The organism is Streptomyces sp. NPDC048278 (assembly GCF_040652195.1).
GTDB lineage: Bacteria > Actinomycetota > Actinomycetes > Streptomycetales > Streptomycetaceae > Streptomyces.
On the sequence record NZ_JBEZLP010000017.1, the window covers coordinates 128,375 to 150,710 of the forward strand.

Below are 22,336 nucleotides of genomic sequence, written 5' to 3' on the forward strand. Positions count from 1 at the left end.
CGGATGGTCCGCTCCCAGCGCTGGAAGGGCGCCGCCTTCACGGTGCCCTTCCAGCTAGGTTTCGTCTTCCTCTACCTGCTCCCGATCGGGTACGCCGGCTACGAGTCGCTGTACCGCTCGCACTCCTCCGGCCTCGGCCTCGGCGGCACCACCGACGAGTTCTCGGGCCTGGCCAACTACCAACAGGGCCTGACGGACCCGGCGTTCCTCCACTCGGTCCTGCGGGTGCTGCTGTTCGCCTGTGTCCAGATCCCCGTGATGCTGCTGGTCAGCCTGCTGCTCGCGCTCTTCCTCGACACCCTGGCGGCCCGGGCGGCGGGCCGTTTCCGCGTCCTGCTCCTGGTCCCGTACATGATCCCGGGCGTGGTCGCCGCGATCGTCTGGATCAACGTCTACAGTCCGGACGTCGGCCCCCTCACCGCGCTGGGCAAGGCGTTCGGCCTGGACTGGAACTTCTTCGCCCCGTCGATGGTGTGGCCGTCCATCGGCAACCTGCTGACCTGGCACGGCATCGGCTACAACATGGTGATCATCTACTCGGCGCTCCAGGGCGTCCCGCGCGAACTCTTCGAGGCGGCCCGGCTGGACGGCGCCTCCGAGTCCCGCATCGCCCTGAGCATCAAGATCCCCTACGTACGGGGCGCACTGGTCCTCACCGGCATGCTGTCGATCATCCAGATGCTCCAGATCTTCAACGAGCCCGCCCTGTTCCGCAACGTGACACCGCAGACGGTGAGCGACAGCTTCACCCCGATCATGGTGATCTACAACCAGGCGTTCAACGCGGGCAACTACCACTACGCGGCGGCCCTTTCCGTCCTGCTGGCCCTGATCCTCGGCGTCGCCTCCTTCCTCTTCTACCGGCTGACCGCGAAGGAGGCCGACTGATGGCACTCACCGAGGAGCGCACGAGGACGAACCCCGTCCGCCGCATCACCAGGCCCGACCCCGCCGCCCGTTCCCGGGGCGGCCAGCGCTTCCTGCTCGTCGGCCTGGCCCTGGCGAGCGCCTACAGCCTCTTCCCGGTCTGGTGGCTGGTCGTCGCCGCCACGAAGGACCGCACCGCCCTGTACCAGAGCAACGGCCTCTGGTTCTCGGGCTGGCACCTCTGGGCCAACCTGCACCAGCTCTTCACCTACGAGAACGGCATCTTCCTGCGCTGGACCGCCAACTCCTTCCTCTACGCGGGAGTCGGCTCCCTCGGCGGCACGCTCATCGCCCTCGCCACCGGCTACGGCCTCGCCCGCTTCCAGTTCCCGGGCCGCGGCCTGGTGTTCGCCTGCGTGGTCGGCTCCTTCCTGGTCCCGATCGCCCTGCTGACGCTGCCGTTGTATCTGCTGTTCTCGAAGATCGGCCTGGTGGACACCCCCTGGGCGATGCTGATCCCCTGCCTGATCAACCCGTTCAGCGTCTACCTGGCGAAGGTCTACACCGAGGCCACGGTCCCGTACGAACTCCTCGAAGCGGCCCGCATAGACGGCGCCGGCGAGGTGCGCATCTTCTTCTCGATCGTCCTGCGCATGATGACGACCGGCGGCGCCACGGTCTTCCTGCTGGCCTTCGTCAACACCTGGAACGCCTTCTTCCTCCCCCTCACGGTGCTCCGCGGCGAGCAGAACTGGACCCTGAACCTGGGCCTGTACAACTGGTCCGGCAAACGCCTCGAATCCGGGGTCGACCTGACCAGCCTGGTCCTCACCGGCGCGCTGCTCTCCATCGTCCCGATGGCGGTCATGATGATCGCGATGCGCCGCTACTGGCGTACCGGCGTCACCCTCGGAGCCCTCAAGTGACCCTGCTGCACAACCCCGTCGTCCGCGGCTTCGCCCCCGACCCCTCCCTGGTCCGCGCCGGCGACTGGTACTACCTCGCCAACAGCTCCTTCGAGTGGTTCCCGACGATCCCGATCCACCGCTCCCGCGACCTGGCCCACTGGGAGTACGCCGGCCACGTCGAGGGCGCGGTCCCCGGCGGCTCCCTGGCCGGCGTCCCCGACTCGGGCGGCGTCTGGGCCCCTTCGCTGAGCTGGGACGGGGAGCGCTTCTGGGTGACGTACTCCGTCGTCCGCTCGGTGGGCACCCCGTACTTCGACCTGGACACCTACGTCAGTACGGCCCCGGAGGTGTCCGGCCCCTGGACTCCCCCGCGCCGCGTCCCGAGTCACGGCTTCGATCCCGCGCTCTTCCACGAGGGCGGCCACGTCTGGCTCCTCAACCTCCAGAACGACCACCGCCCGGGCGGCCGGCGCTTCGCGGGCATCGTCGCCACGGAACTGGACCGGGAGACGCTCACCCCCGTCGGCACCACCCGACTCCTGCTCCAGCACGACCGGTTGGTCGAGGGCCCCAAGCTGCTGAAGCGCAACGGCTGGTACGTGCTGCTGCTCGCGGAGGGCGGGACGGGGTTCGAGCACGGGGTGCGGGTGGCCCGCAGCAGGAACCTGACGGGCCCGTACGAACTCGGCGAACGGCCGCTGCTGACGTCGCGGGACGACCCGGAGTGGCCGTTGCAGAAGGCGGGTCACGGGGAGCTGGTCCAAACCCCGGAGGGCGACTGGTACTTGAGCCACCTGACGGCACGCCCGCTGCACACACCGGAGGGCCCGAGGTGCCCACTCGGCCGCGAGACGGCGATCCAGGCGGTGACCTGGGACCCGGAGGGCTGGCCGAGACTCCGGAACGGGGATCCCCGACCGGCGGTCACAGTCGAGATGCCCCGGCACAGGCGCCCCGTCAGGGGCGCGGGGCTGTATTCAATGTGCGGCTGCCGCCGCGCGGGCGCGACCAGCCCCCACCGGCCCGCACCCGACAACGCACCCCCCTACTACACCCTCCGCTCCCCCGCAGACCCGGCCTGGCTGGACGACACCACCCACCCCGGCCGCCTCCGCCTCCGCGGCCACCACGGCCCCGACTCCCTCTGGTCCCACCACCTCCTGGCCCAGCGCATCACGGAACACCGCACGGAGGCCCAGGTCACCCTCCGGGCAACCCCCACCACCTTCACCCAGTCCGCAGGCCTGCTCCTCTGGTACAACACCTCGGCCTATTTCGCCCTCGACCTCACCTGGGCGGAGCCCGAAGGCGAGACACAGCACGGCCAGCAATGGCAGGACGGCGGCCGAACCGTGCTCGCCCTGACCACCCGGGACGAGAACGAGACCCGCCGGGCGGCGGTACAGGAAGTCGACGCGGGCAGCCCCCTCACCCTCGGCGTCACCGTCGACGGCCCCGACGCCCGTTTCTGGTACGCGGCAGACGGCCCCCGCCACCCCATCGGCCCGCCCCTCGACTTCACCCGCCTCTCCGACGACCACGGCACCCGCCTCCGCTTCACCGGAGCCATGGCCGCGATCCACGCCGTGGACCTCGTCGACGCAGCCTTCACCGCCGACTTCACCGACTTCCGGATCACCCGCACGCCCGCATAACCCCGCAAAACCCCGATCCGCCCTGTTCGAAGTTTCGAAAGTCATGCCCGGGAAGATCCCGCGAATTCCCAGGCCTTCACGCCGTGTTGACGCCCACCTATCGTAGGAAGCGCTTACTGCACGGCGTGCACGCAGACCGCGGAAGCAGCGTTGGTCGCAACTTTCGTTACTTTCGTTGGCCCAAGGGCGGGCCGGAGAGGCGGGTTCCCCATGGTCCGTGCCGGAGGTACGAGCATGGCGGCGGCCGGTCCCACGCTGGCCGTGGTGGCCCGCGAGGCGGGCGTCTCCGTGCCGACCGCGTCGAAGGTGGTGAACGGCCGCGACGACGTGGCCCCCGAGACCCGCCGCCGGGTCACCGAGGCCCTCGAACGGCTCGGCTACGTCCGCAGACCGCGGTTCGACGCGACGAAGGCCCCCACCCTGATCGACCTGGTCGTGCAGGCGCTGGACAGCTCGTGGTCGGGTGCGGTGCTGCACGGGGTGGAGGCGGCGGCGTACGAGGCGGGTCTGGAGGTCGTCGTGTCGGCGGGGCCGGCCCGGACGCGGGCCGGCCGCCCGGAGCACGGGTGGCTGGACAAGCTGACCACGCGCGGTTCCTCCGGGGTGCTGTTCAACCTGGCCGAACTGACCGAGGCGCAGTACGCCTGGCTGGACCACCACCGCATCCCGTACGTACTGATCGACCCGGTCCACGAGCCCCCGGCGGGCGTGGTCTCCGTCGGGGCGGCGAACTGGCAGGGCGGGGTGACCGCGACCGAGCACCTGCTCACGCTCGGCCACGAGCGGATCGCGGTGATCGCAGGCAACCGGCGCCGGATGTGCAGCGGCGCCCGCCTGTCCGGCTACCGCTCGGCGCTCGCCTCGGCGGGGCTGCGCCTCAGCGGCGACTACGTCCGGCACGCGGGCTTCGACGCGGACACGGCCCGGCTGCGGATGCACGAGCTGCTGGACCTGCCGGAGCCGCCGACCGCCGTGTTCGTCTGCTCGGACCGGATGGCGCTCGGGGTGTACGCGGCGCTGGCCGAACGCGGCCTGCGGGTGCCGGCGGACGTCAGCGTGGTCGGCTTCGACGATCTGCCCGAGGCGCGCTGGGGCACCCCGGCGCTGACCACGGTCCGGCAGCCCCTGTCGGAGATGGCGGCGACCGCGCTGCGGCTGCTGGTGCGGCTGATGCACGGGGACCGCCCGGAGGGCACCCGGACCGAGCTGTCGACCAGGCTGGTGGAGCGGGCGAGTACGGCGGCACCGGCGGCCCGTTCGGCCGTACGACGGTGACCGCACCCTCGTCAAGATCGTTTCCAGGGCATGAAACTCACCCTGCGCACCGCCGCGGCCTGCGCTCTCGCCGCAGCCGCCCTGACCACGGCCCTGGGCACCGCCCGGGCCACGACCCTGACGGTCGCCCCGGCCCAGCACCACGCCGTGGTGGCCGCCGCCCCGACCGACGAGCACGACCCGAAGGAGGACGTGGAACTGGACGAGAACGGCCTGCCGGACCTGACCGAGGACTGAGGACGCGCCCCATAGGGGCGCGGGGAACTGCGCGACCAGCCACAACGGTCCCGCAGTTCCCCACCGGCCGATCCGGCCGGCCACCCCTCACTCGTCGTCGTTCTGACGCGGCTCCCCCATCAGCGCCTGGATCGCGTCCACGGCGCTGCCGTCGTGGTCACTGCCGGCGTCGCCCCTCCCGGTCTGGAGGTTCGCCGTGCGGTCCACCTCCAGGATGGAGTCCGCGTGGGAGTTGTCGAGGACGGTGATCAGGCTGCCGCCCGCACAGGCGGGTGCCGCGGCCCCTCCCAGCAGGGCTGCGGCGACCACCACGGCCGCCCGCAGCCGCACTCCGCCACCCGTCACACGCCCACGCCCTCGGGCTCGTCGAGCCGCTCCCGGGCGATGTTGCGCTCCAGCAGGGTGGTGGACGCCTTGACGCCCACGCCGCTGGCCGCGTCGACCGACGGCAGCCGACCGTCCGCGGACTTCAGCTCGCTCAGCGCCGAGTCCATCGCCTCGTGCGCGGCGAACAGGCAGGGCGTGGAGTAGATCGCGACGTCGACGCCGAGGTCGTCCAGCTCGGTCAGCGAGAGGCGGGGCGACTTGCCGCCGGCGATCTGGTTGAAGAGCAGCGGCTTGTCGCCGACGACCTTGCGGATCCGGCGGATCCACTCCTCGCTGCGCACCCCGTCGACGAGGATCACGTCGGCGTCGGTGGCGGCGAGCCGCTCCGCGCGGTGCAGGATGTCGTGCTCGTCGGTGGCGTCCGTACGGGCCACCACGACCAGGTCGTTGCGGGTCTCCAGGACCTTCTCCAGCTTGTCCAGGTACTCCTCCAGGGGCAGCACCTGCTTGCCGTCGGCGTGCCCGCAGCGGCGGGGTCGCTTCTGGTCCTCCAGGATCACCCCGGAGGCGCCGATGCGTTCCAGTCCCTCCACGACGTGGCAGGCGACCTCGGGGTCGACGTAGCCGTCGTCGATGTCGACGAGGAGATGGTGGTGCGGGAACGCGCCCCGCAGCCGCTGGACGAAGGCCACCATGTCGGGCCAGGCGATGAACCCGATGTCCGGCAGGCCGTAGTACGAGGCGGCGAAGCCGAAGCCCGATACGAACATCCCGTCGTAGTGTTTGGCCGCGATCGACGCCGAGTACATGTCGTACACGCCGATCAGCGGGGTGGTCCCCGGCCCGGCGATCTGCTCGCGCAGCTTCTTCCCGTAAGTCAAGGTCCGGCTCCTCCTGTGGGTGGGTGGCGCGACGGCACGAGCGGCCTCCGCGTCTCTACAGCCCTTTGCCAAGACAAGAGCATCTCTAGATACGCACGTGACTATCTCCGTGCGCGACCTTTACTCACCCCAATGGCGGATCCGGTTCACCGGAGAAACGTCACTGGACCGGCCGTGCGGCCCACGCGACTCCCCCGTGAGGACGGGCCGGAAGCCGGAATCCGGGCAGTGCTCCGGGGCGTGACCGAGGGCCGGACAGAACACCCGTCCGGCCCCTTCCGGGGGCCGGCTCAGTAACCCGGCGTCGGCACGCTGTTGTCCGGCGGTCCGCCGTCACCGTTGGTCGGCAGGTCGCCGCGCTGCACGGGCCGGTCGTCGGTGAAGGCCGGGTCGGGGGCGGGCAGCAGGGTGTCGAGTTCGCCGGCGGTGGGACGGCGGACGGCGCGCAGCGCCTTGCCCAGGACCGTGCCGGACACGCCGCCGTCGCCCTCCAGCCAGACCACGCAGCCCTTCTCCGACACCTCGTACCTGTGCTGCCCGGCGTAACGCAGGTGATCGGTGTACAGGTGGATGACGGCGCCGGTGTCGTCCGCGTACGAGGCGGAGAAGCCGTCGTCGCCCTGGACGCCGACGGACTGCTGGGAGAGGGTGAAGCCGGGCGCGTCGGTGACGTAGACCATCTCCGGGGCGATCCCCAACGCCTTGGCCTTGGCGGCCAGTTCGGCCGGGTCGGCGGGGGCGGTGGAGGCTCCGGAGGCCGCGGGGCCCGCCTTCTCGGTGCCGCACCCGGTGAGCAGGGCGGCGGCGAGGAGCAGCGGCGGCAGGACGCGCACGGCACGGATCATGTGCCCATCGTGCCGCACAGGCGTTCCACAGGAGGGTGGTTTTCCGGCGCGCCGCCTGTCCGATTCCTTCAAGACCGCCGGCCGGTCCCCCGCCTACCGTGACGGCATGACTCCACGATTCGCCGTTCTCGGTCTCGTCACCTCCGACCTGGCCGCGTCCCTCGCCTTCTACCGCCGCCTCGGCCTGGAGTTCCCGCCCGGCGCCGAGGAACAGCCGCACGTCGAGGCGGAGTTGCCCGGCGGGCTCACCCTGGCCCTGGACACGGAGGAGACGATCCGCTCCTTCCACCCGGCCTGGCAACCGCCCGTCGGCGGAGGCCGCGTGGCGCTCGCCTTCCGCTGCGGGTCGCCCACCGAGGTGGACGGGCTGTACGACGACCTGGTCGGCGCCGGGTACCACGGCGAGCTCAAGCCCTGGGACGCGTTCTGGGGACAGCGGTACGCCACGGTGCACGACCCCGACGGCAACGGCGTCGACCTGTTCGCCCCGCTGCCGCCCGCCGACGGGGCCGACGGCTCGTCACTCCACGGATCCTGACGCCGTACGCCGGCAGCCTGAGCGGGGGTCCGCCGGGTGTCGCCGCCGCGCGGTCCCGCTACCCGCCGAGCAGCCCGGACAGCGGCAGCCCCGCCAGTTGCCGTACGTCCCGGGAGAGATGCGGCTGATCGGCGTACCCCGCCCGGGCCGCCGTCTCCGCGAGCGGAACGCCGGCGCGGGCGAGCGCGAGGGCCCGTTGCATCCGCAGCACCCGGGCCAGCGTCTTGGGCCCGTAGCCGAAGGCGGCCCGGCTCCGGCGGTGCAACTGGCGTGCTCCAAGGCCGAGTTCGTCGGCGACGGCCGCCACGGACCGCCCGGCGTCCAGGGCTGCCACGAGCCGCCGCAGGGAGGGGTCGCAAGGCGGGGTCCGTTCCAGGGCGATCTCCTCCAGCGCGACGGCCGGATCGCCCGCGAGCGCGACCCGGTCCCGCAGCCGCCGTACGTCCCCGGCCGGCCACAGGTCGCCCAGCTCGACCCGCTGATCGAGCAGCGCGTACGCGGGCACGCCGAGGAGGGCGGGAGCGGTGCCGGGACAGAAGCGCAGGCCCACCCATGCGCCTCCGGCGCCCCCGGTGACGTACGCGCGCGTGTCGGGCCCGGCGACCAGCAGCCGCCCCTCGTGCCAGAGCAGGTCCATGCACCCGTCGGGCAGCACCCGCCCGGTACCGCCCGCGTCGGGCGTGTTCACCCAGACGACCGCACCGGGGAGCCGGGACGCCCGTTCCTTGTACACGGACGCCAGCGTAGACGGCGCCGGCCCTCAGGCCTCCGGCTTCCGCGGCGGCGGGTGGCTGCTCTTCACGTGCGTCCGCAGGCGCGCCGTGACGTCCTCCGGCGGCAGGAAACGGGACCAGCGCTCCGGGAACTCCGAGGGCATGTCCGGGTCGTCGGGGTCGTCCGGGCCCTCCTCCCGGGCCGCCGCCGCGCGGGCCACGTACTCGGCGACCTGGGCCTCCCGCAGCCGTTCGTTGGCGGCGCGTGCTGCGGCCGTCGCGGCGGCCGGCCAGACCCGGTCGATCGCGGCGTTCACGGCGGCACCGACCAGCACGGCGAAGGCGGACACGCCGATCCACAGCAGCACGGCGACGGACGCGGCGAGGGAGCCGTAGATCGTCGCGCCCTCGATGGTGTTGGTCAGGTAGATGCGCAGCAGGAAGCTGCCGAGGACCCACATGCCCAGGGCGACCAGGGCGCCGGGGACGTCCTCGACCCACGGCGAGCGCACCGGCACGGAGACGTGGTAGAGCGTGGTCAGGAAGACGACGGACAGGACGATCACGACCGGCCAGTACAGGACCTGGACGAGCGTCGCCGACCAGGGCACGATCCCGACCACCGCGTCCGGCCCGGCCACCATCAGCGGGAGCGCGACCGAGCCGATCAGCAGCGCGGCGATGAAGAGCAGGAAGGAGACGATCCGGGTCTTCACGATGCCCCGGACGCCGTCGAGGCCGTACATCACCGTGATCGTGTCGATGAAGACGTTCACCGCGCGGGAACCCGACCACAGGGCGAACAGGAAGCCGATGGAGATGACGTCGGGGCGGCCACCGCGTACCACGTCGTGCAGGATCGGCTCGGCGATCTCCTTGACGCCCTTGTCGGACAGGACCGTGCGGGAGGCGTCCAGGAGGTTGGCCTCCAGGCTGGCGATGGTGTGCGCCCCGGTCCAGGCGTCCACGTAGCCGAGCAGTCCGATGAGGCTGAGCAGCAGCGGCGGGACGGACAGCAGGGTGAAGAAGGCGGCCTCGGCGGCGAGACCGAGGATGCGGTACTCGATGCAGGAATTCGTGGTGTCCTTGATCAGCAGCCAGGCGGTCCTGCGCTTGGAGACGTTCCGGTAGAGGGCTCTGGCCCGGTGGAGCCGGCCGGAGGGCCGCTCGGGAGTATCGCTTGCTGGCTGCACGCCCTAACGGTATCCGCCGTCCGGGGCCGTCCTCACCTCCCGGGTCCCCGGCCGGGGCGGACGCGGCGGACGGGGCCGTTGTGTCAGGCTGGAGACCACCGCCACCGCCCCGGGTAGGTTCGCAGACATGGCAGGCAACACCACGCATACCGTGAGCAACCAGCCGCCCCCGCTGACCGGATACGACCTCTTCGCCACCGACCGGGCGCTCGTCGAGGCCGTCGAGCGGCACACCGATCCCGAACTGCTCGGCGAGGTGCGCACCGAGCTGTCCGGGATCGGCGCCTCGGCCGGCTCGGCGCAGGTGCAGGAGTGGGGGAGCCAGGCCAACGAGCACCCGCCGCGGCTGCGCACCCACGACCGCTACGGCCACCGGATCGACGAGGTCGACTTCCATCCCGCCTGGCACCGGCTGCTCGGCAAGGGCGTCGGCGCGGGCCTGACCACCGGCTGGGTACGGCCGTCCGGGCACGTCCGGCGCGCCGCCGCCTTCCTGGTCTGGACCCAGGTGGAGGCGGGCAACTGCTGTCCGCTGTCGATGACCAACGCGGCGGTGCCCGCACTGCGCACCGACCCGGAGCTGGCCGCCGCGTGGGAGCCGCTGCTGACGTCCACGGTCTACGACCGTGAGCTGCGGCCCGCCGAGCGGAAGGCCGGCGCCCTGTTCGGCATGGGCATGACGGAGAAGCAGGGCGGCAGCGACGTCCGGGCCAACACGACCACCGCCGCCCCGCTCGCCGAGGCGGGGACGTACACCCTGACCGGACACAAGTGGTTCTGCTCCGCACCCATGTCGGACGGCTTCCTGGTGCTGGCCCAGGCGCCGGACGGCCTCACCTGCTTCCTCGTGCCGCGGGTCCTCGCGGACGGCACCCGCAACGTCTTCCTCCTCCAGCGGCTCAAGGACAAGCTCGGCAACCGGTCGAACGCGTCGGGCGAGGTCGAGTTCGACGGGACCTGGGCGCGCCGGGTGGGCGAGGAGGGGCGCGGGGTGCGGACCATCATCGACATGGTCGCCGCGACCCGGCTGGACTGCGTGCTGGGCTCGGCGGGGCTGATGCGGCAGGCGGTGGCGCAGGCCGTGCACCACGCCACGCACCGCGAGGCCTTCGGCGCGAACCTCGCCGACCAGCCGCTGATGCGGAACGTGCTGGCCGACCTCGCGATCGAGTCGGAGGCCGCGACCACCCTCGCGCTGCGGCTGGCCGCCGCCTACGACGACGGGAGCGAGCCGGAACGGGCCCTGCTGCGGCTCGCGTTGCCGACCGCCAAGTACTGGGTGACCAAGCGCTGCGCGCCGCTCGTCGTGGAGGCCGCGGAGTGCCTGGGCGGCAACGGTTACGTGGAGGAGTCCGGCCTGCCCCGGCTGGTCCGCGAGTCCCCGCTCAACTCCGTCTGGGAGGGCGCCGGCAACATCCAGGCCCTGGACGTGCTCCGCGCCCTGCAACGCGAACCGGGCGCCCTGGACGCCTACCTCCAGGAGATCGGCCGCGCCCACGGCGCCGACCACCGCCTCGACCGCGCGGTCAAGGACCTCTTCTCCGCACTGGCCGACCTGGAGGGCATGGAGGCCCGGGCCAGACGCCTGGTGGAACGCCTGGCGACAGTCCTCCAGGGCTCACTGCTCGTCCGCTTCGCCCCACCCGAGGTCGCCGACGCCTTCTGCGCGTCGAGGCTCGGCAACGACTGGGGTTCAACCTTCGGCACGCTGCCGAGCGGCCTGGACCTCACGACGGTGGTGGACCGGGCAAGGGTGACTTCTTGACCCACGGAATCTGCCCTACCTGAAGGGGCGCGGGGAACTGCGCGACCAGCCCCACTCAACCGTCAGCCGCCGACGCACCTGCCCACGCACCCCCTGCCGCGCACGGCCAAGGCGCCGCAGGCTACGGCGGAGGTGGTGCTGCGCCGACACGGCACCACCCCCGCCTCTTCGGCCCATGTCAGGCCACTGACGCCACGGCGTCGGCTCAAGTTTCGGCCACTCCCGGCCCGTTCACCAGGGTTGCAAGGGGTTGCAACATCTCGGTGTCTGTGTGCGGACTGTGTGCCTACGGCACCGGAAAACGGCAGTATAAGACGCGCAGTCGGACCGGAATCCGCCGCCCGGACGGCTTGACAGCGACTCATCGATGCCTTGTCGAGGCGTATTCGGGAGGACCTCCGTGGGGAACCCGCCGATGGACGCGGCGCGACGCGCCGCGATGGACGCGGCGCAGGCGGCGCGGGTACTGAACGAGGTGCGCGAGGCCAGACTCGCCGGACAGCGTGGGCGCGTCCCGCCCCGGCCGGTGATCGAACAGTCCTGGGGGCGGATGCTGCGCCGCGGCGTCGACCCCGACCACGGTTTCCGTCCCGGGCTGCTGTCCGCCGACGAAGTGCGGCGCAGACGCGAGGAGTCACCGCTCAAGGACGTGCTGCCGGTGCTGCGCGAGGGTCTGCTTTCGGTCGCGGACGTCGCCCAGCACATCATGGTGGTGGCGGACGCCGACGGCCGTGTGCTGTGGCGGGAGGGATCCACGCCGGTGCTGCGCAAGGCGGACGGTATCGGCTTCGAACTCGGCGCCGACTGGCGCGAAGACGTCGCCGGGACCAACGGGGTCGGCACCCCGGCGGTGGTGCGCAGGCCCGTACAGGTGTTCGCCGCCGAGCACTTCGTCCGCTTGCACGTCTCCTGGACGTGTTCCGGTGCGCCGATCACGGACCCCCGGGACGGCAGCCTGCTCGGCGTGGTGGACGTCAGCGGGCCGCTGGAGACGATGCATCCGGCGACCCTGGCCTGGGTGAACTCGGTGGCGAAGCTCGCCGAGGCGCGGCTGCGGGAGCTGCACGTGGACGCGCTGGAGCGGTTGCGGGCGGTCGCGGCGCCGGTGCTGGCCCGGCTGGGCGGGCGGGCGCTGGTGGTGGACGCCGACGGCTGGACCGCGGCGGTCACCGGCATGCCCTACCCGCGGCGGCTCATGCTGCCCAAGTCGCTGTCGCCGGGCCGCCGGTGGCTGCCCGCGCTCGGGCTGTGCGCGGTGGAGCCGCTGGCCGGGGGCTGGCTGCTGCGGGCGGTGGACGAGCCCGCGCCGGTGGGCGGCGGCCGACTCGTGCTCGACCTGGCCCGGCCCCGCAGGCCCTCCGTGACGGTCGGCGGCGGCGCGGGCTCGTGGTCGCACGAACTCAGCCCCCGGCACGCCGAGTTGCTGTACCTGCTGGCGGTACGGCGGGGCGGGCGCAGCGCGGCCGGGCTGGCCGAGGACGTCTTCGGCGACGCCTCGCGGACCGTGACCGTGCGCGCGGAGATGTCCAGGATCCGGCGGTACCTCGGGGCGCTGCTCGAACACCGGCCCTACCGCTTCCGGGACGACGCGGAGATCGAGGTACTGCTCCCCGACGACCCGCGCGACCTGCTGCCGTCCTCGACCGCCCCGGCGGTGACGGCGTCCCGGACACCCGGACCCATCTAGCGCGGCCGTACCCACCAGAGCCGTACTCGACAGAGCAGTACCCAACAGAGCAGTACTCGACAGAGCAGTACTCAACAGGCCGTGCTCAACAGGGCCGCACTCAACTGAGCTGTATTCAACACAGCCGTATTTAACGCATCCGTATTTAACGCATCCGGGGCAGTCAGGGAGGTATCTTCCGCGTATTTGCGGGGTCTTCGGGGTACGGCGGCCCCGGCTGTCGTAGCATCCCGGTACGGGCTCCCCACCTGCTCCTCGGTCAACGCTTTGACCATCAGGCGCAGTTGGCCCGCCTCGGGAGGACACATGAAGCATCGCGGCAGACACCGGCGGCGCAGACGGGGCACGGCCCTGCGCGCTGCCCTGGCAGGCACCGCGCTGGCGCTCACCGCGACGGCCACGATCGTCAGCGCCTCGCAGGCCACGGTCGCCGAGGACCCGGGCGCACTGAAGCCGCTGACCGCCACCGCCGACACCGCGCGCCTGCAACTCCGGGAGCACCTCGTACCGCGCCGCTCGCTGGACCGGCTCGCCGCGGCGATGGGCGGCACGCTCGGGGTGGCCGACGTGCTGGCCGCCTCCGACCACACCCTGCGCGAGGCGGCCGACTGCGACTCCGACGACCGGGACTCGCTGCCGGTCACCCCGGCCGCCACCGAGGCGTACTGCTGGGACCCCACCGACACCCTCACCGACGACTGGCGGCCGGCCTCGGTGACCACCTCCTCGGAGGCGGACGACGACGGCCTGTGGGGCGCCAACCGCGTCGTCCTGGCCGGCTGGACGCACAGCACCTCCAGCGGCCCCGCCGCCTCCCGGGGCCTGGCCAGGGTCGCGGTGATCAACGCGAACGACCCCGCCCACCCCGCCTACTCCTGGGTCCTGCTGGCCGTGCCCAGCACCGACGGCAGCACCTACCGGGGCCTGACCTCGCAGATCTCCGGCATGGCCTGGTACGGGGACAAGCTCCTGGTCACCACCGTCCAGGGCAGCGCCGACGCGCTCTACGTCTACGACCTGAACCGCATCCAGCGCACCTCGGTGCTGACCGACGCGGTCGGCCGGGTGTCCGGCGGGTGGTCGGCCGACGGCTTCCGGTACGTGATGCCGGCCGTGGGCTCGTACCGCTACACCGCCGGAGCCTGCTCCCGGACCGGAGCGCCCTGCCCGAGCGCGCTCTCCGTGGACCGCGGCACGGCCCCGGACAGCCTGGTCCTCGGCGAGTGGACGCCCGCCGACAGCGACCAGCACGCCCGGCTGTGGCGGTACGCGTTCGACGAGAACCCGAAGCGGGCCGGGCTGCTCGCGACGGACGCCGCCGGCCGGGCGGACGCGGTCGAGGCGTACCGGACCGGGGCCTCGGAGATCCGGGGCGTCCTGTCGTACCGGCCGCCGGGCGCGACGGACTCCGAGTGGTACGTCGGGCACCTGCCCGGCGCCATGGACGGGCACGGCAGCCTGTGGCGGCAGGACGCCAAGGGCGCGCAGGCGGCCCGCTGCGGCTCGGACACCTCGCACCGCTGCTGGGGCGAGGGCACCGGCTCGCTCTCCTACGCCCCCGACACCGGCGAGGTGTGGTCGGTCACGGACCGCATGCTGTTCTCCGTCCCGCTGCGCGCGATCGACGCGTCGCTCGGATGACGGCCGTCGACAGCCGTCCCCCGGCGGACGGCTGTCGACATGTCCGGGGCCGGGATGATTGCCTGGCCCCATGAGCAGCATCGTCGTGACCACCTGGTCCCTGGAGCAGACCTCCCCGGCCGACCTCCTGCCCGCCGCCGCCCCGGACGGCGGCACGGTCGGGATCGTCCGCGCCGAGGTTCCCTCCCCCGAGTTCAGCCGCTTCCTGTACGCCTCGGTCGGCGGTGACATCCGCTGGACCGACCGGCTGGGCTGGAGCCACGCCCGCTGGCAGCAGCACCTGGCGCGGCCGGGCGTGGAGACCTGGGTCGCATACGACCGGGGCACCCCGGCCGGCTACGTGGAACTCGAACCGCAGGACGACGGCGTGGTGGAGATCGTCTACTTCGGTCTGCTCCCGGCCTTCCGGGGCCGCCGCATCGGCGGTCACCTGCTCTCGTACGGCGCCGCGCGCGCCTGGGACCTGGCGGAGCGCTGGGACGGGCTGCCGCCGACGAAGCGGGTGTGGCTGCACACGTGCAGTCTGGACGGCGAGCACGCGATGGCGAACTATCAGCGGCGGGGGTTCCGGCTCTTCGACACGAAGGTCGAGGAGGAACCGGACGTCTCGGCGCCCGGACCGTGGCCCGGGGCGTACACCACCGCGTGAAACCCGGCGTGACCCACAACACTCTGTCTCACTATTCAGAATAGATCAGTCCGCATCGCGGACAATGGTGGACTGCCCGGAGATCCGCGTGACACGCTTCCGTCATGTCTGGAACTGGGATTGCCTTGGTGAGTCGGCGGCACGTCGACCTCGGCCGCATGTCCAGCGCCATCTGTCCGGCGGGCTGAGAGCACAGCACCGCCGCGCCTCCCTGTCCAGACCTCCCCTTGCGCAGTGCCGCGCAGACATGCCCCCGTGCGCCTGCAAGCACAGGTCAGAGCCGCTTCCCCGCCGTCTGAAGGACGTATATCGCCATGGCCGCCACCCCGCAGAACCCTGCCTCCGCGCCCCGCCGCAAGGTGAGCCGTCACCGTGGCGAGGGTCAGTGGGCCATGGGGCACTTCACCCCGTTGAACGGGAACGAGCAGTTCAAGAAGGACGACGACGGTCTCAATGTGCGGACACGCATTGAGACGATCTACTCCAAGCGCGGCTTCGACTCGATCGACCCCAACGACCTGCGCGGACGGATGCGCTGGTGGGGCCTGTACACGCAGCGCAAGCCCGGCATCGACGGCGGCAAGACCGCCATCCTGGAGCCGGAGGAGCTGGACGACAAGTACTTCATGCTGCGGGTGCGGATCGACGGCGGCCGACTCACCACGCAGCAGCTGCGGGTGATCGGTGAGATCTCGCAGGAGTTCGCCCGGGGCAGCGCGGACGTCACCGACCGGCAGAACATCCAGCTGCACTGGATCCGCATCGAGGACGTGCCGGAGATCTGGCAGCGCCTGGAGGCCGTCGGCCTGTCCACCACCGAGGCGTGCGGCGACACCCCGCGTGTGGTCATCGGCTCGCCGGTGGCCGGCATCGCCGAGGACGAGATCATCGACGGCAGCTGGGCGATCGACGAGATCAACAAGCGGTACATCGGCAGCAAGGAGTTCTCCAACCTGCCGCGCAAGTTCAAGTCCGCGATCTCCGGCTCCCCGCTCCTCGACGTGGTGCACGAGATCAACGACATCGCGTTCGTCGGCGTGCAGCACCCCGAGCACGGCCCCGGCTTCGACCTGTGGGTCGGCGGCGGCCTGTCCACCAACCCGAAGATCGGCGTCCGGCTCGGCGCCTGGGTGCCGCTGGCGGAGGTCCCGGACGTCTGGGCCGGCGTGATCGGCATCTTCCGGGACTACGGCTACCGCCGGCTGCGCACCCGCGCCCGGCTGAAGTTCCTGGTCGCCGACTGGGGCGCGGAGAAGTTCCGCCAGATCCTGGAGGACGAGTACCTCGAGCGGAAGCTCGTCGACGGCCCCGCGCCCGCCGAGCCCGTGTCGCGCTGGCGGGACCACGTCGGTGTGCACCGGCAGCAGGACGGCAACTTCTACGTCGGGTTCGCCCCGCGGGTCGGCCGGGTGGACGGCGCCACCCTGGCGAAGGTCGCCGACCTCGCCGAGGCGCACGGCTCGGGCCGGGTGCGGACCACCGTCGAGCAGAAGATGATCGTCCTCGATGTCACGGAGGACCAGGTCGAGTCGCTGGTCGAGGCCCTGGAGGCGCTGGACCTGACCGCCCGGCCGTCCACGTTCCGGCGCGGCACCATGGCCTGCACCGGCATCGAGTACTGCAAGCTCGCGATCGTCGAGACCAAGCACCGCGGCTCCACCCTGATCGACGAGCTGGAGCGCCGGCTGCCCGAGTTCGACGAGCCGCTCACCATCAACCTCAACGGCTGCCCGAACGCCTGTGCCCGTATCCAGGTCGCGGACATCGGTCTCAAGGGCCAGCTGGTCCTGAACGAGGCGGGCGAGCAGGTCGAGGGCTACCAGGTGCACCTGGGCGGTGCGCTCGGTCTGGAGGCCGGGTTCGGCCGCAAGGTCCGCGGCCTCAAGGTGACCTCGGAGGAACTGCCCGACTACGTCGAGCGGGTGCTCAGGCGTTTCCAGGCCGAGCGCGCGGACGGCGAGCGGTTCGCCGCCTGGGCGTCCCGCGCCAGTGAGGAGGCCCTCTCATGAGCGAGCGGGCCGCCCCCTTCTACTGCCCCTACTGCGGCGACGAGGACCTTCGGCCGAGCGAAGCTCTCGAAGGCAGTCACGGCGCCTGGGAATGCGCGGCCTGCAACCGCGCATTCCAGCTGAAGTTCCTCGGGCTGCTCGCCCGGGGACTGAAGCACTCCGAAGCCGGAGGGGAACAGATATGACCACAGCTCAGGAAGACCGTACGACCGACGATCTGAAGGCGCTGGCCGAGCAGGCCGGCCGCGATCTCGAAGACGCCTCCGCGCTGGAGATCCTCCAGTGGGCGGTGGACACCTTCGGCAAGGGCTTCTGCGTGACCTCCTCGATGGAGGACGCGGTGGTGGCCCACCTGGCGTCCCGCGTCCAGAAGGGCGAGGCCATCGTCGATGTCGTCTTCCTCGACACCGGCTACCACTTCCCGGAGACCATCGGCACCCGGGACGCGGTCGAGGCCGTGATGGACGTCAACGTCATCACGCTCACCCCGCGTCAGACGGTCGCCGAGCAGGACGCGGAGTACGGCCCGAAGCTCCACGACCGTGACCCCGACCTGTGCTGCAGGCTCCGCAAGGTCCAGCCGCTGGAGCGGGGCCTGACCAAGTACGCGGCCTGGGCGACCGGGCTGCGCCGCGACGAGTCCCCGACCCGGGCGAACACCCCGGTCGTCGGCTGGGACGAGAAGCGGCAGAAGGTCAAGATCTCCCCGATCGCCCGCTGGACCCAGGACGACGTGGACGACTACGTCGCCGAGCACGGCGTACTGACCAACCCGCTGCTGATGGACGGCTACGCCTCCGTCGGCTGCGCCCCCTGCACCCGCCGGGTCCTCGAGGGCGAGGACGCGCGCGCCGGCCGCTGGGCCGGGCGGGCCAAGACCGAGTGCGGGCTGCACGAATGACGACCACCGGGCTTTCGACGACCCAGCCGACCCAGCCGACCCGACCGACCCGACCGACGAACCAGGAGAACACCGTGACGACCGGAGCCACCGTCTGGCTCACGGGTCTGCCGAGCGCCGGCAAGACCACCATCGCGTACGAGCTGGCAGCCCGGCTGCGCGAGGAGGGCCACCTCGTCGAGGTGCTCGACGGCGACGAGATCCGCGAGTTCATCTCCGCGGGCCTCGGCTTCAGCCGCGAGGACCGGCACACCAACGTGCAGCGCATCGGCTTCGTCGCCGAGCTGCTGGCCCGCAACGGCGTCAAGGCGCTCGTCCCGGTGATCGCCCCCTACGCGGACAGCCGCGACGCGGTGCGCAAGCGCCACGAGGAGAACGGCACCGCCTACGTCGAGGTGCACGTGGCGACCCCGGTCGAGGTGTGCTCCGTACGCGATGTGAAGGGTCTGTACGCCAAGCAGGCGGCCGGTGAGCTGACCGGGCTGACCGGCGTCGACGACCCGTACGAGCAGCCCGAGACGCCCGATCTGCGGATCGAGTCGCAGCACCAGACCGTCGCGGAGTCCGCGGCGTCCGTGCACGCCCTGCTGAGCGGGAAGGGACTGGCATGACGACGACCGTGGCGGCGCACGGAGAGGGCACGGGCACCCCGTACGCCCTGTCCCATCTGGACGCGCTGGAGTCCGAGGCGGTCCACATCTTCCGCGAGGTGGCGGGCGAGTTCGAACGGCCGGTGATCCTGTTCTCCGGCGGCAAGGACTCCATCGTCATGCTCCACCTGGCGCTGAAGGCGTTCGCCCCGGCGGCGATCCCCTTCTCGCTGCTGCACGTCGACACCGGGCACAACTTCTCCGAGGTCCTGGAGTACCGGGACCGCACGGTCGAACGGCACGGGCTGCGGCTGCACGTGGCCTCCGTGCAGGACTACATCGACCGCGGTGTGCTGCGCGAGCGCCCGGACGGCGTCCGCAACCCGCTCCAGACCCTCCCGCTCACCGAGAAGATCCAGAGCGAGAAGTTCGACGCGGTCTTCGGCGGTGGCCGCCGCGACGAGGAGAAGGCCCGCGCCAAGGAGCGGGTGTTCTCGCTGCGCGACGAGTTCTCCCAGTGGGACCCGCGGCGCCAGCGGCCCGAGCTGTGGAACCTGTACAACGGCCGGCACGCCCCCGGCGAGCACGTCCGCGTCTTCCCGCTCTCCAACTGGACCGAGCTGGACGTCTGGCAGTACATCTCCCGCGAGGGCATCGAGCTGCCGGAGATCTACTTCGCGCACGAGCGTGAGGTCTTCCGGCGCAACGGCATGTGGCTGACCGGCGGCGAGTGGGGCGGCCCGAAGGACGGCGAGACCGTCGAGAAGCGGCAGGTGCGCTACCGGACCGTCGGTGACATGTCCTGCACCGGCGCGGTCGACTCCGACGCCGACGACATCGAGAAGGTGATCGTCGAGATCGCCGCCTCCCGGCTCACCGAGCGCGGCGCCACCCGCGCCGACGACAAGCTCTCCGAGGCCGCGATGGAAGACCGCAAGCGCGAGGGGTACTTCTAAGCATGAGCACCAGCACCACGGAACTCGGCCTCGCCGAGACGACCCTGCTGCGGTTCGCGACCGCGGGCTCCGTCGACGACGGCAAGTCCACCCTCGTCGGACGGCTGCTGCACGACTCCAAGTCGGTCCTCACCGACCAGCTGGAGGCCGTGGAGCGCGCGTCCGCCTCGCGCGGCCAGGACGCTCCCGACCTGGCCCTGCTCACCGACGGACTGCGCGCCGAGCGCGAGCAGGGCATCACCATCGACGTGGCCTACCGCTACTTCGCCACCCCGAAGCGCCGGTTCATCCTCGCCGACACCCCGGGCCACGTGCAGTACACCCGCAACATGGTGACCGGCGCCTCCACCGCCGAACTGACCGTGGTCCTGGTCGACGCCCGCAACGGCGTGGTCGAGCAGACCCGCCGGCACGCCGCGATCGCCGCCCTGCTGCGCGTCCCGCACGTCGTCCTCGCCGTCAACAAGATGGACCTGGTCGACTACCAGGAGCCGGTCTTCGCGGCGATCGCGGAGGAGTTCACGGCGTACGCGACCGAGCTGGGCGTCCCCGAGGTCACCGCGATCCCGATCTCGGCGCTCGTCGGCGACAACGTCGTGGAGCCGTCCGCGCACATGGACTGGTACGGCGGCCCGACCGTCCTGGAGCACCTGGAGACCGTCCCGGTCAGCCACGACCTGGCGCACTGCCACGCCCGGCTGCCCGTGCAGTACGTGATCCGCCCGCAGACCGCCGAGCACCCCGACTACCGGGGCTACGCAGGCCAGATCGCGGCCGGCACCTTCCACGTCGGCGAGGCCGTCACGGTCCTGCCGTCCGGCCGTACCACGACGATCTCGGGCATCGACCTGCTCGGCAGTCCGGTCGACGCGGCGTGGACCACCCAGTCGGTGACCCTGCTGCTCACCGACGACATCGACGTCTCGCGCGGCGACCTGATCGTGCCGACGAAGGACGCCCCGGCGACCACCCAGGACGTCGAGGCGACCGTCTGCCACGTCGCCGACCAGCCGCTGACCGTCGGCCACCGGGTCCTGCTCAAGCACGGCACCCGCACCGTCAAGGCGGTCGTCAAGGACATCCCGTCCCGGCTCACGCTCGACGACCTGTCCCTGCACCCGCACCCGGGCCAGCTCGTCGCCAACGACATCGGCCGGGTGAAGATCCGTACCGCCGAGCCGCTGCCGGTCGACTCCTACGCCGACTCGCGGCGCACCGGCTCGTTCATCCTGATCGACCCCGCCGACGGCACCACGCTCACCGCGGGCATGGTCGGCGAGTCGTTCGCCTCCCCCGAGCCGGTCAAGGACGAGTCCGAAGACGACGGCTGGGACTTCTGACATGACGATGACCGACGTCTACTCGACGTTCGCGAAGGAGGGCGGCCGGGTCGGCAGCGGCGCCCTCGGGAGCGGGCAGGGCGGGGTGGCGCGATGTGCGTGCTGACGTACGCGCACTGCCTGCGCGCCCCGGCCCCCCACCCGCCGTCCCGGATGCGACGAAGACCTGCCGACCTCCCGGCCACGACCTGAGAGACCGTGACCGCCGGGCCAACGAGAGGAAAGCCTCCCGTGCCTGCCAACCGCTCCAAGCTCCTTCGCCGCGGCATAGCCGCGCTCGCCGCACTTCCCCTGCTCACGCTCGCCGCCTGCGGGTACGGGTCGGACTCCGACAAGAGCGACACCACCAAGGTCGCCGCCGGGGCCAAGAAGATCGACGGTCTCAACACCGTCAAGATCGGCTACTTCGGCAACCTGACCCACGCGACCGCCCTGGTCGGCAACCAGAAGGGCTTCTTCCAGAAGGAGCTCGGCGCCACCCAGGCGAAGTACGCGATCTTCAACGCGGGCCCCTCCGAGATCGAGGCGCTCAACTCGGGCTCGATCGACATCGGCTGGATCGGCCCCTCCCCGGCGATCAACGGCTACACCAAGTCCAACGGCACCGACCTGAAGATCATCGGCGGTTCGGCGTCCGGCGGCGTGAAGCTGGTCGTCAACCCGAAGAAGATCAAGTCGCTGGCGGACGTCAAGGGCAAGAAGATCGCGACGCCTCAGCTGGGCAACACGCAGGACGTGGCGTTCCTCAACTGGGTGGCCGACCAGGGCTGGAAGGTCGACGCGCAGAGCGGCAAGGGTGACGTCACGGTCGTCCGCACCGACAACAAGATCACCCCGGACGCCTTCAAGGCCGGTTCCATCGACGGCGCCTGGGTGCCGGAGCCGACCGCGTCCAAGCTGGTCGCCGAGGGCGGCAAGGTACTGCTCGACGAGTCGACGCTGTGGCCCGACAAGAAGTTCGTGATCACGAACATCATCGTGTCGCAGAAGTTCCTGAAGGAGCACCCGAAGGTCGTCGAGGCGGTCCTCAAGGGCTCGGTCGAGACCAACAAGTGGATCAACGCCAACCCGGACGCGGCGAAGACGTCGGCCAACAAGCAGCTGGCGATCGACTCCGGCAAGGCGCTGCCCGACGACGTCCTGAACTCGGCCTGGTCGTCGATCAAGTTCACCGACGACCCGCTGGCCTCCACCCTCGACACCGAGGCCCAGCACGCCGTCAAGGCCGGTCTGCTCACCGACCCGCTGCTGAAGAACATCTACGACCTGACGATCCTCAACAAGGTGCTGAAGGCCGACGGCCAGAGCCCGGTCGACGCCGCCGGTCTCGGCAGCAGCTGACCCCGGTCCCGACGAGTT

23 protein-coding genes are annotated in these 22,336 nt (G+C 71.4%); 18 read left to right on the plus strand and 5 right to left on the minus strand.

From position 1 onward, the window contains the following. The first annotated feature begins 3 nt into the window (after positions 1-3). From AB0D74_RS27860 to AB0D74_RS27880, 5 genes are all read left to right on the plus strand, one after another. Positions 4-888, plus strand: a complete 885-nt coding sequence (locus AB0D74_RS27860) for a sugar ABC transporter permease (protein ID WP_362592613.1) — start codon at positions 4-6, stop codon at positions 886-888. After that, positions 888-1,793 (plus strand): carbohydrate ABC transporter permease, encoded by a 906-nt coding sequence (locus AB0D74_RS27865; RefSeq protein ID WP_362592615.1) that lies wholly within the window; start codon positions 888-890, stop codon positions 1,791-1,793. Before AB0D74_RS27860 ends, AB0D74_RS27865 begins: the two co-directional genes overlap by 1 nt. Then, positions 1,790-3,430 carry a family 43 glycosylhydrolase gene (locus tag AB0D74_RS27870; RefSeq protein ID WP_362592618.1) on the plus strand — a complete coding sequence of 547 codons (1,641 nt, stop codon included), beginning with the start codon at positions 1,790-1,792 and terminating at the stop codon, positions 3,428-3,430. Before AB0D74_RS27865 ends, AB0D74_RS27870 begins: the two co-directional genes overlap by 4 nt. Before the next feature lie 210 nt (positions 3,431-3,640). Next, a complete protein-coding gene (locus AB0D74_RS27875; RefSeq protein ID WP_362592621.1) occupies positions 3,641-4,705 on the plus strand; it encodes a substrate-binding domain-containing protein in 1,065 nt (354 codons plus the stop codon). 30 nt (positions 4,706-4,735) lie between these two features. Further along, positions 4,736-4,942: a hypothetical protein gene (locus tag AB0D74_RS27880; RefSeq protein WP_362592624.1), complete on the plus strand. Its 207-nt coding sequence runs from the start codon at positions 4,736-4,738 to the stop codon at positions 4,940-4,942. Positions 4,943-5,029: 87 nt separating this feature from the next. On the opposite strand, the gene AB0D74_RS27885 is transcribed toward AB0D74_RS27880, so the two are convergent. From AB0D74_RS27885 to AB0D74_RS27895, 3 genes are all read right to left on the minus strand, one after another. Further along, complete coding sequence (locus AB0D74_RS27885) at positions 5,030-5,287, minus strand: hypothetical protein (RefSeq protein ID WP_362592627.1); 258 nt, start codon at positions 5,285-5,287, stop codon at positions 5,030-5,032. After that, complete coding sequence (locus AB0D74_RS27890; protein WP_362592630.1) at positions 5,284-6,150, minus strand: isocitrate lyase/PEP mutase family protein; 867 nt, start codon at positions 6,148-6,150, stop codon at positions 5,284-5,286. Before AB0D74_RS27890 ends, AB0D74_RS27885 begins: the two co-directional genes overlap by 4 nt. Positions 6,151-6,440: 290 nt before the next feature. Then, entirely contained in the window at positions 6,441-6,995 is a 555-nt protein-coding gene (locus tag AB0D74_RS27895; RefSeq protein ID WP_362592633.1) for a membrane lipoprotein, read from the minus strand. A gap of 106 nt (positions 6,996-7,101) precedes the next feature. On the opposite strand from AB0D74_RS27895, the gene AB0D74_RS27900 reads away from it, so the two are divergent. Then, positions 7,102-7,533, plus strand: coding sequence for a VOC family protein (locus AB0D74_RS27900; RefSeq protein ID WP_362592636.1), 432 nt, complete (start codon positions 7,102-7,104; stop codon positions 7,531-7,533). 58 nt (positions 7,534-7,591) lie between these two features. Here the strand turns inward: AB0D74_RS27900 and AB0D74_RS27905 are convergent, their stop codons facing one another. Next, positions 7,592-8,266 carry a helix-turn-helix transcriptional regulator gene (locus AB0D74_RS27905; protein WP_362592639.1) on the minus strand — a complete coding sequence of 225 codons (675 nt, stop codon included), beginning with the start codon at positions 8,264-8,266 and terminating at the stop codon, positions 7,592-7,594. Between the two features lie 27 nt (positions 8,267-8,293). Further along, positions 8,294-9,439 (minus strand): YihY/virulence factor BrkB family protein, encoded by a 1,146-nt coding sequence (locus tag AB0D74_RS27910; RefSeq protein WP_362592642.1) that lies wholly within the window; start codon positions 9,437-9,439, stop codon positions 8,294-8,296. Between the two features lie 127 nt (positions 9,440-9,566). On the opposite strand from AB0D74_RS27910, the gene AB0D74_RS27915 reads away from it, so the two are divergent. From AB0D74_RS27915 to AB0D74_RS27970, 12 genes are all read left to right on the plus strand, one after another. Next, on the plus strand, positions 9,567-11,204 hold the full coding sequence (locus AB0D74_RS27915) for an acyl-CoA dehydrogenase family protein (protein WP_362592645.1): 1,638 nt from the start codon (positions 9,567-9,569) through the stop codon (positions 11,202-11,204). A 400-nt stretch (positions 11,205-11,604) separates the two neighbouring features. Beyond that, positions 11,605-12,891 carry a GAF domain-containing protein gene (locus AB0D74_RS27920; RefSeq protein ID WP_362592648.1) on the plus strand — a complete coding sequence of 429 codons (1,287 nt, stop codon included), beginning with the start codon at positions 11,605-11,607 and terminating at the stop codon, positions 12,889-12,891. A gap of 306 nt (positions 12,892-13,197) precedes the next feature. After that, on the plus strand, positions 13,198-14,532 hold the full coding sequence (locus AB0D74_RS27925) for a hypothetical protein (protein WP_362592651.1): 1,335 nt from the start codon (positions 13,198-13,200) through the stop codon (positions 14,530-14,532). Positions 14,533-14,602: 70 nt separating this feature from the next. After that, entirely contained in the window at positions 14,603-15,181 is a 579-nt protein-coding gene (locus AB0D74_RS27930; RefSeq protein ID WP_362592654.1) for a GNAT family N-acetyltransferase, read from the plus strand. Positions 15,182-15,285: 104 nt separating this feature from the next. Further along, positions 15,286-15,369, plus strand: a complete 84-nt coding sequence (locus tag AB0D74_RS27935) for a putative leader peptide (RefSeq protein ID WP_309500612.1) — start codon at positions 15,286-15,288, stop codon at positions 15,367-15,369. A gap of 126 nt (positions 15,370-15,495) precedes the next feature. Next, positions 15,496-17,190 (plus strand): nitrite/sulfite reductase, encoded by a 1,695-nt coding sequence (locus AB0D74_RS27940; protein ID WP_362592657.1) that lies wholly within the window; start codon positions 15,496-15,498, stop codon positions 17,188-17,190. Next, on the plus strand, positions 17,187-17,375 hold the full coding sequence (locus AB0D74_RS27945) for a hypothetical protein (RefSeq protein WP_352223108.1): 189 nt from the start codon (positions 17,187-17,189) through the stop codon (positions 17,373-17,375). Before AB0D74_RS27940 ends, AB0D74_RS27945 begins: the two co-directional genes overlap by 4 nt. Beyond that, positions 17,372-18,091 (plus strand): phosphoadenylyl-sulfate reductase, encoded by a 720-nt coding sequence (locus AB0D74_RS27950; protein WP_362592661.1) that lies wholly within the window; start codon positions 17,372-17,374, stop codon positions 18,089-18,091. The genes AB0D74_RS27945 and AB0D74_RS27950 overlap by 4 nt, the downstream gene beginning before the upstream one ends. Positions 18,092-18,165: 74 nt before the next feature. Continuing rightward, entirely contained in the window at positions 18,166-18,702 is a 537-nt protein-coding gene (gene cysC, locus AB0D74_RS27955; RefSeq protein WP_362592664.1) for an adenylyl-sulfate kinase, read from the plus strand. Further along, a complete protein-coding gene (gene cysD, locus AB0D74_RS27960) occupies positions 18,699-19,637 on the plus strand; it encodes a sulfate adenylyltransferase subunit CysD (RefSeq protein WP_362592667.1) in 939 nt (312 codons plus the stop codon). Before cysC ends, cysD begins: the two co-directional genes overlap by 4 nt. Positions 19,638-19,639: 2 nt before the next feature. Then, on the plus strand, positions 19,640-20,977 hold the full coding sequence (locus tag AB0D74_RS27965) for a GTP-binding protein (protein WP_362592670.1): 1,338 nt from the start codon (positions 19,640-19,642) through the stop codon (positions 20,975-20,977). 231 nt (positions 20,978-21,208) lie between these two features. After that, positions 21,209-22,318, plus strand: a complete 1,110-nt coding sequence (locus AB0D74_RS27970) for an aliphatic sulfonate ABC transporter substrate-binding protein (RefSeq protein ID WP_362592673.1) — start codon at positions 21,209-21,211, stop codon at positions 22,316-22,318. The last annotated feature ends 18 nt before the right edge of the window (positions 22,319-22,336 follow it).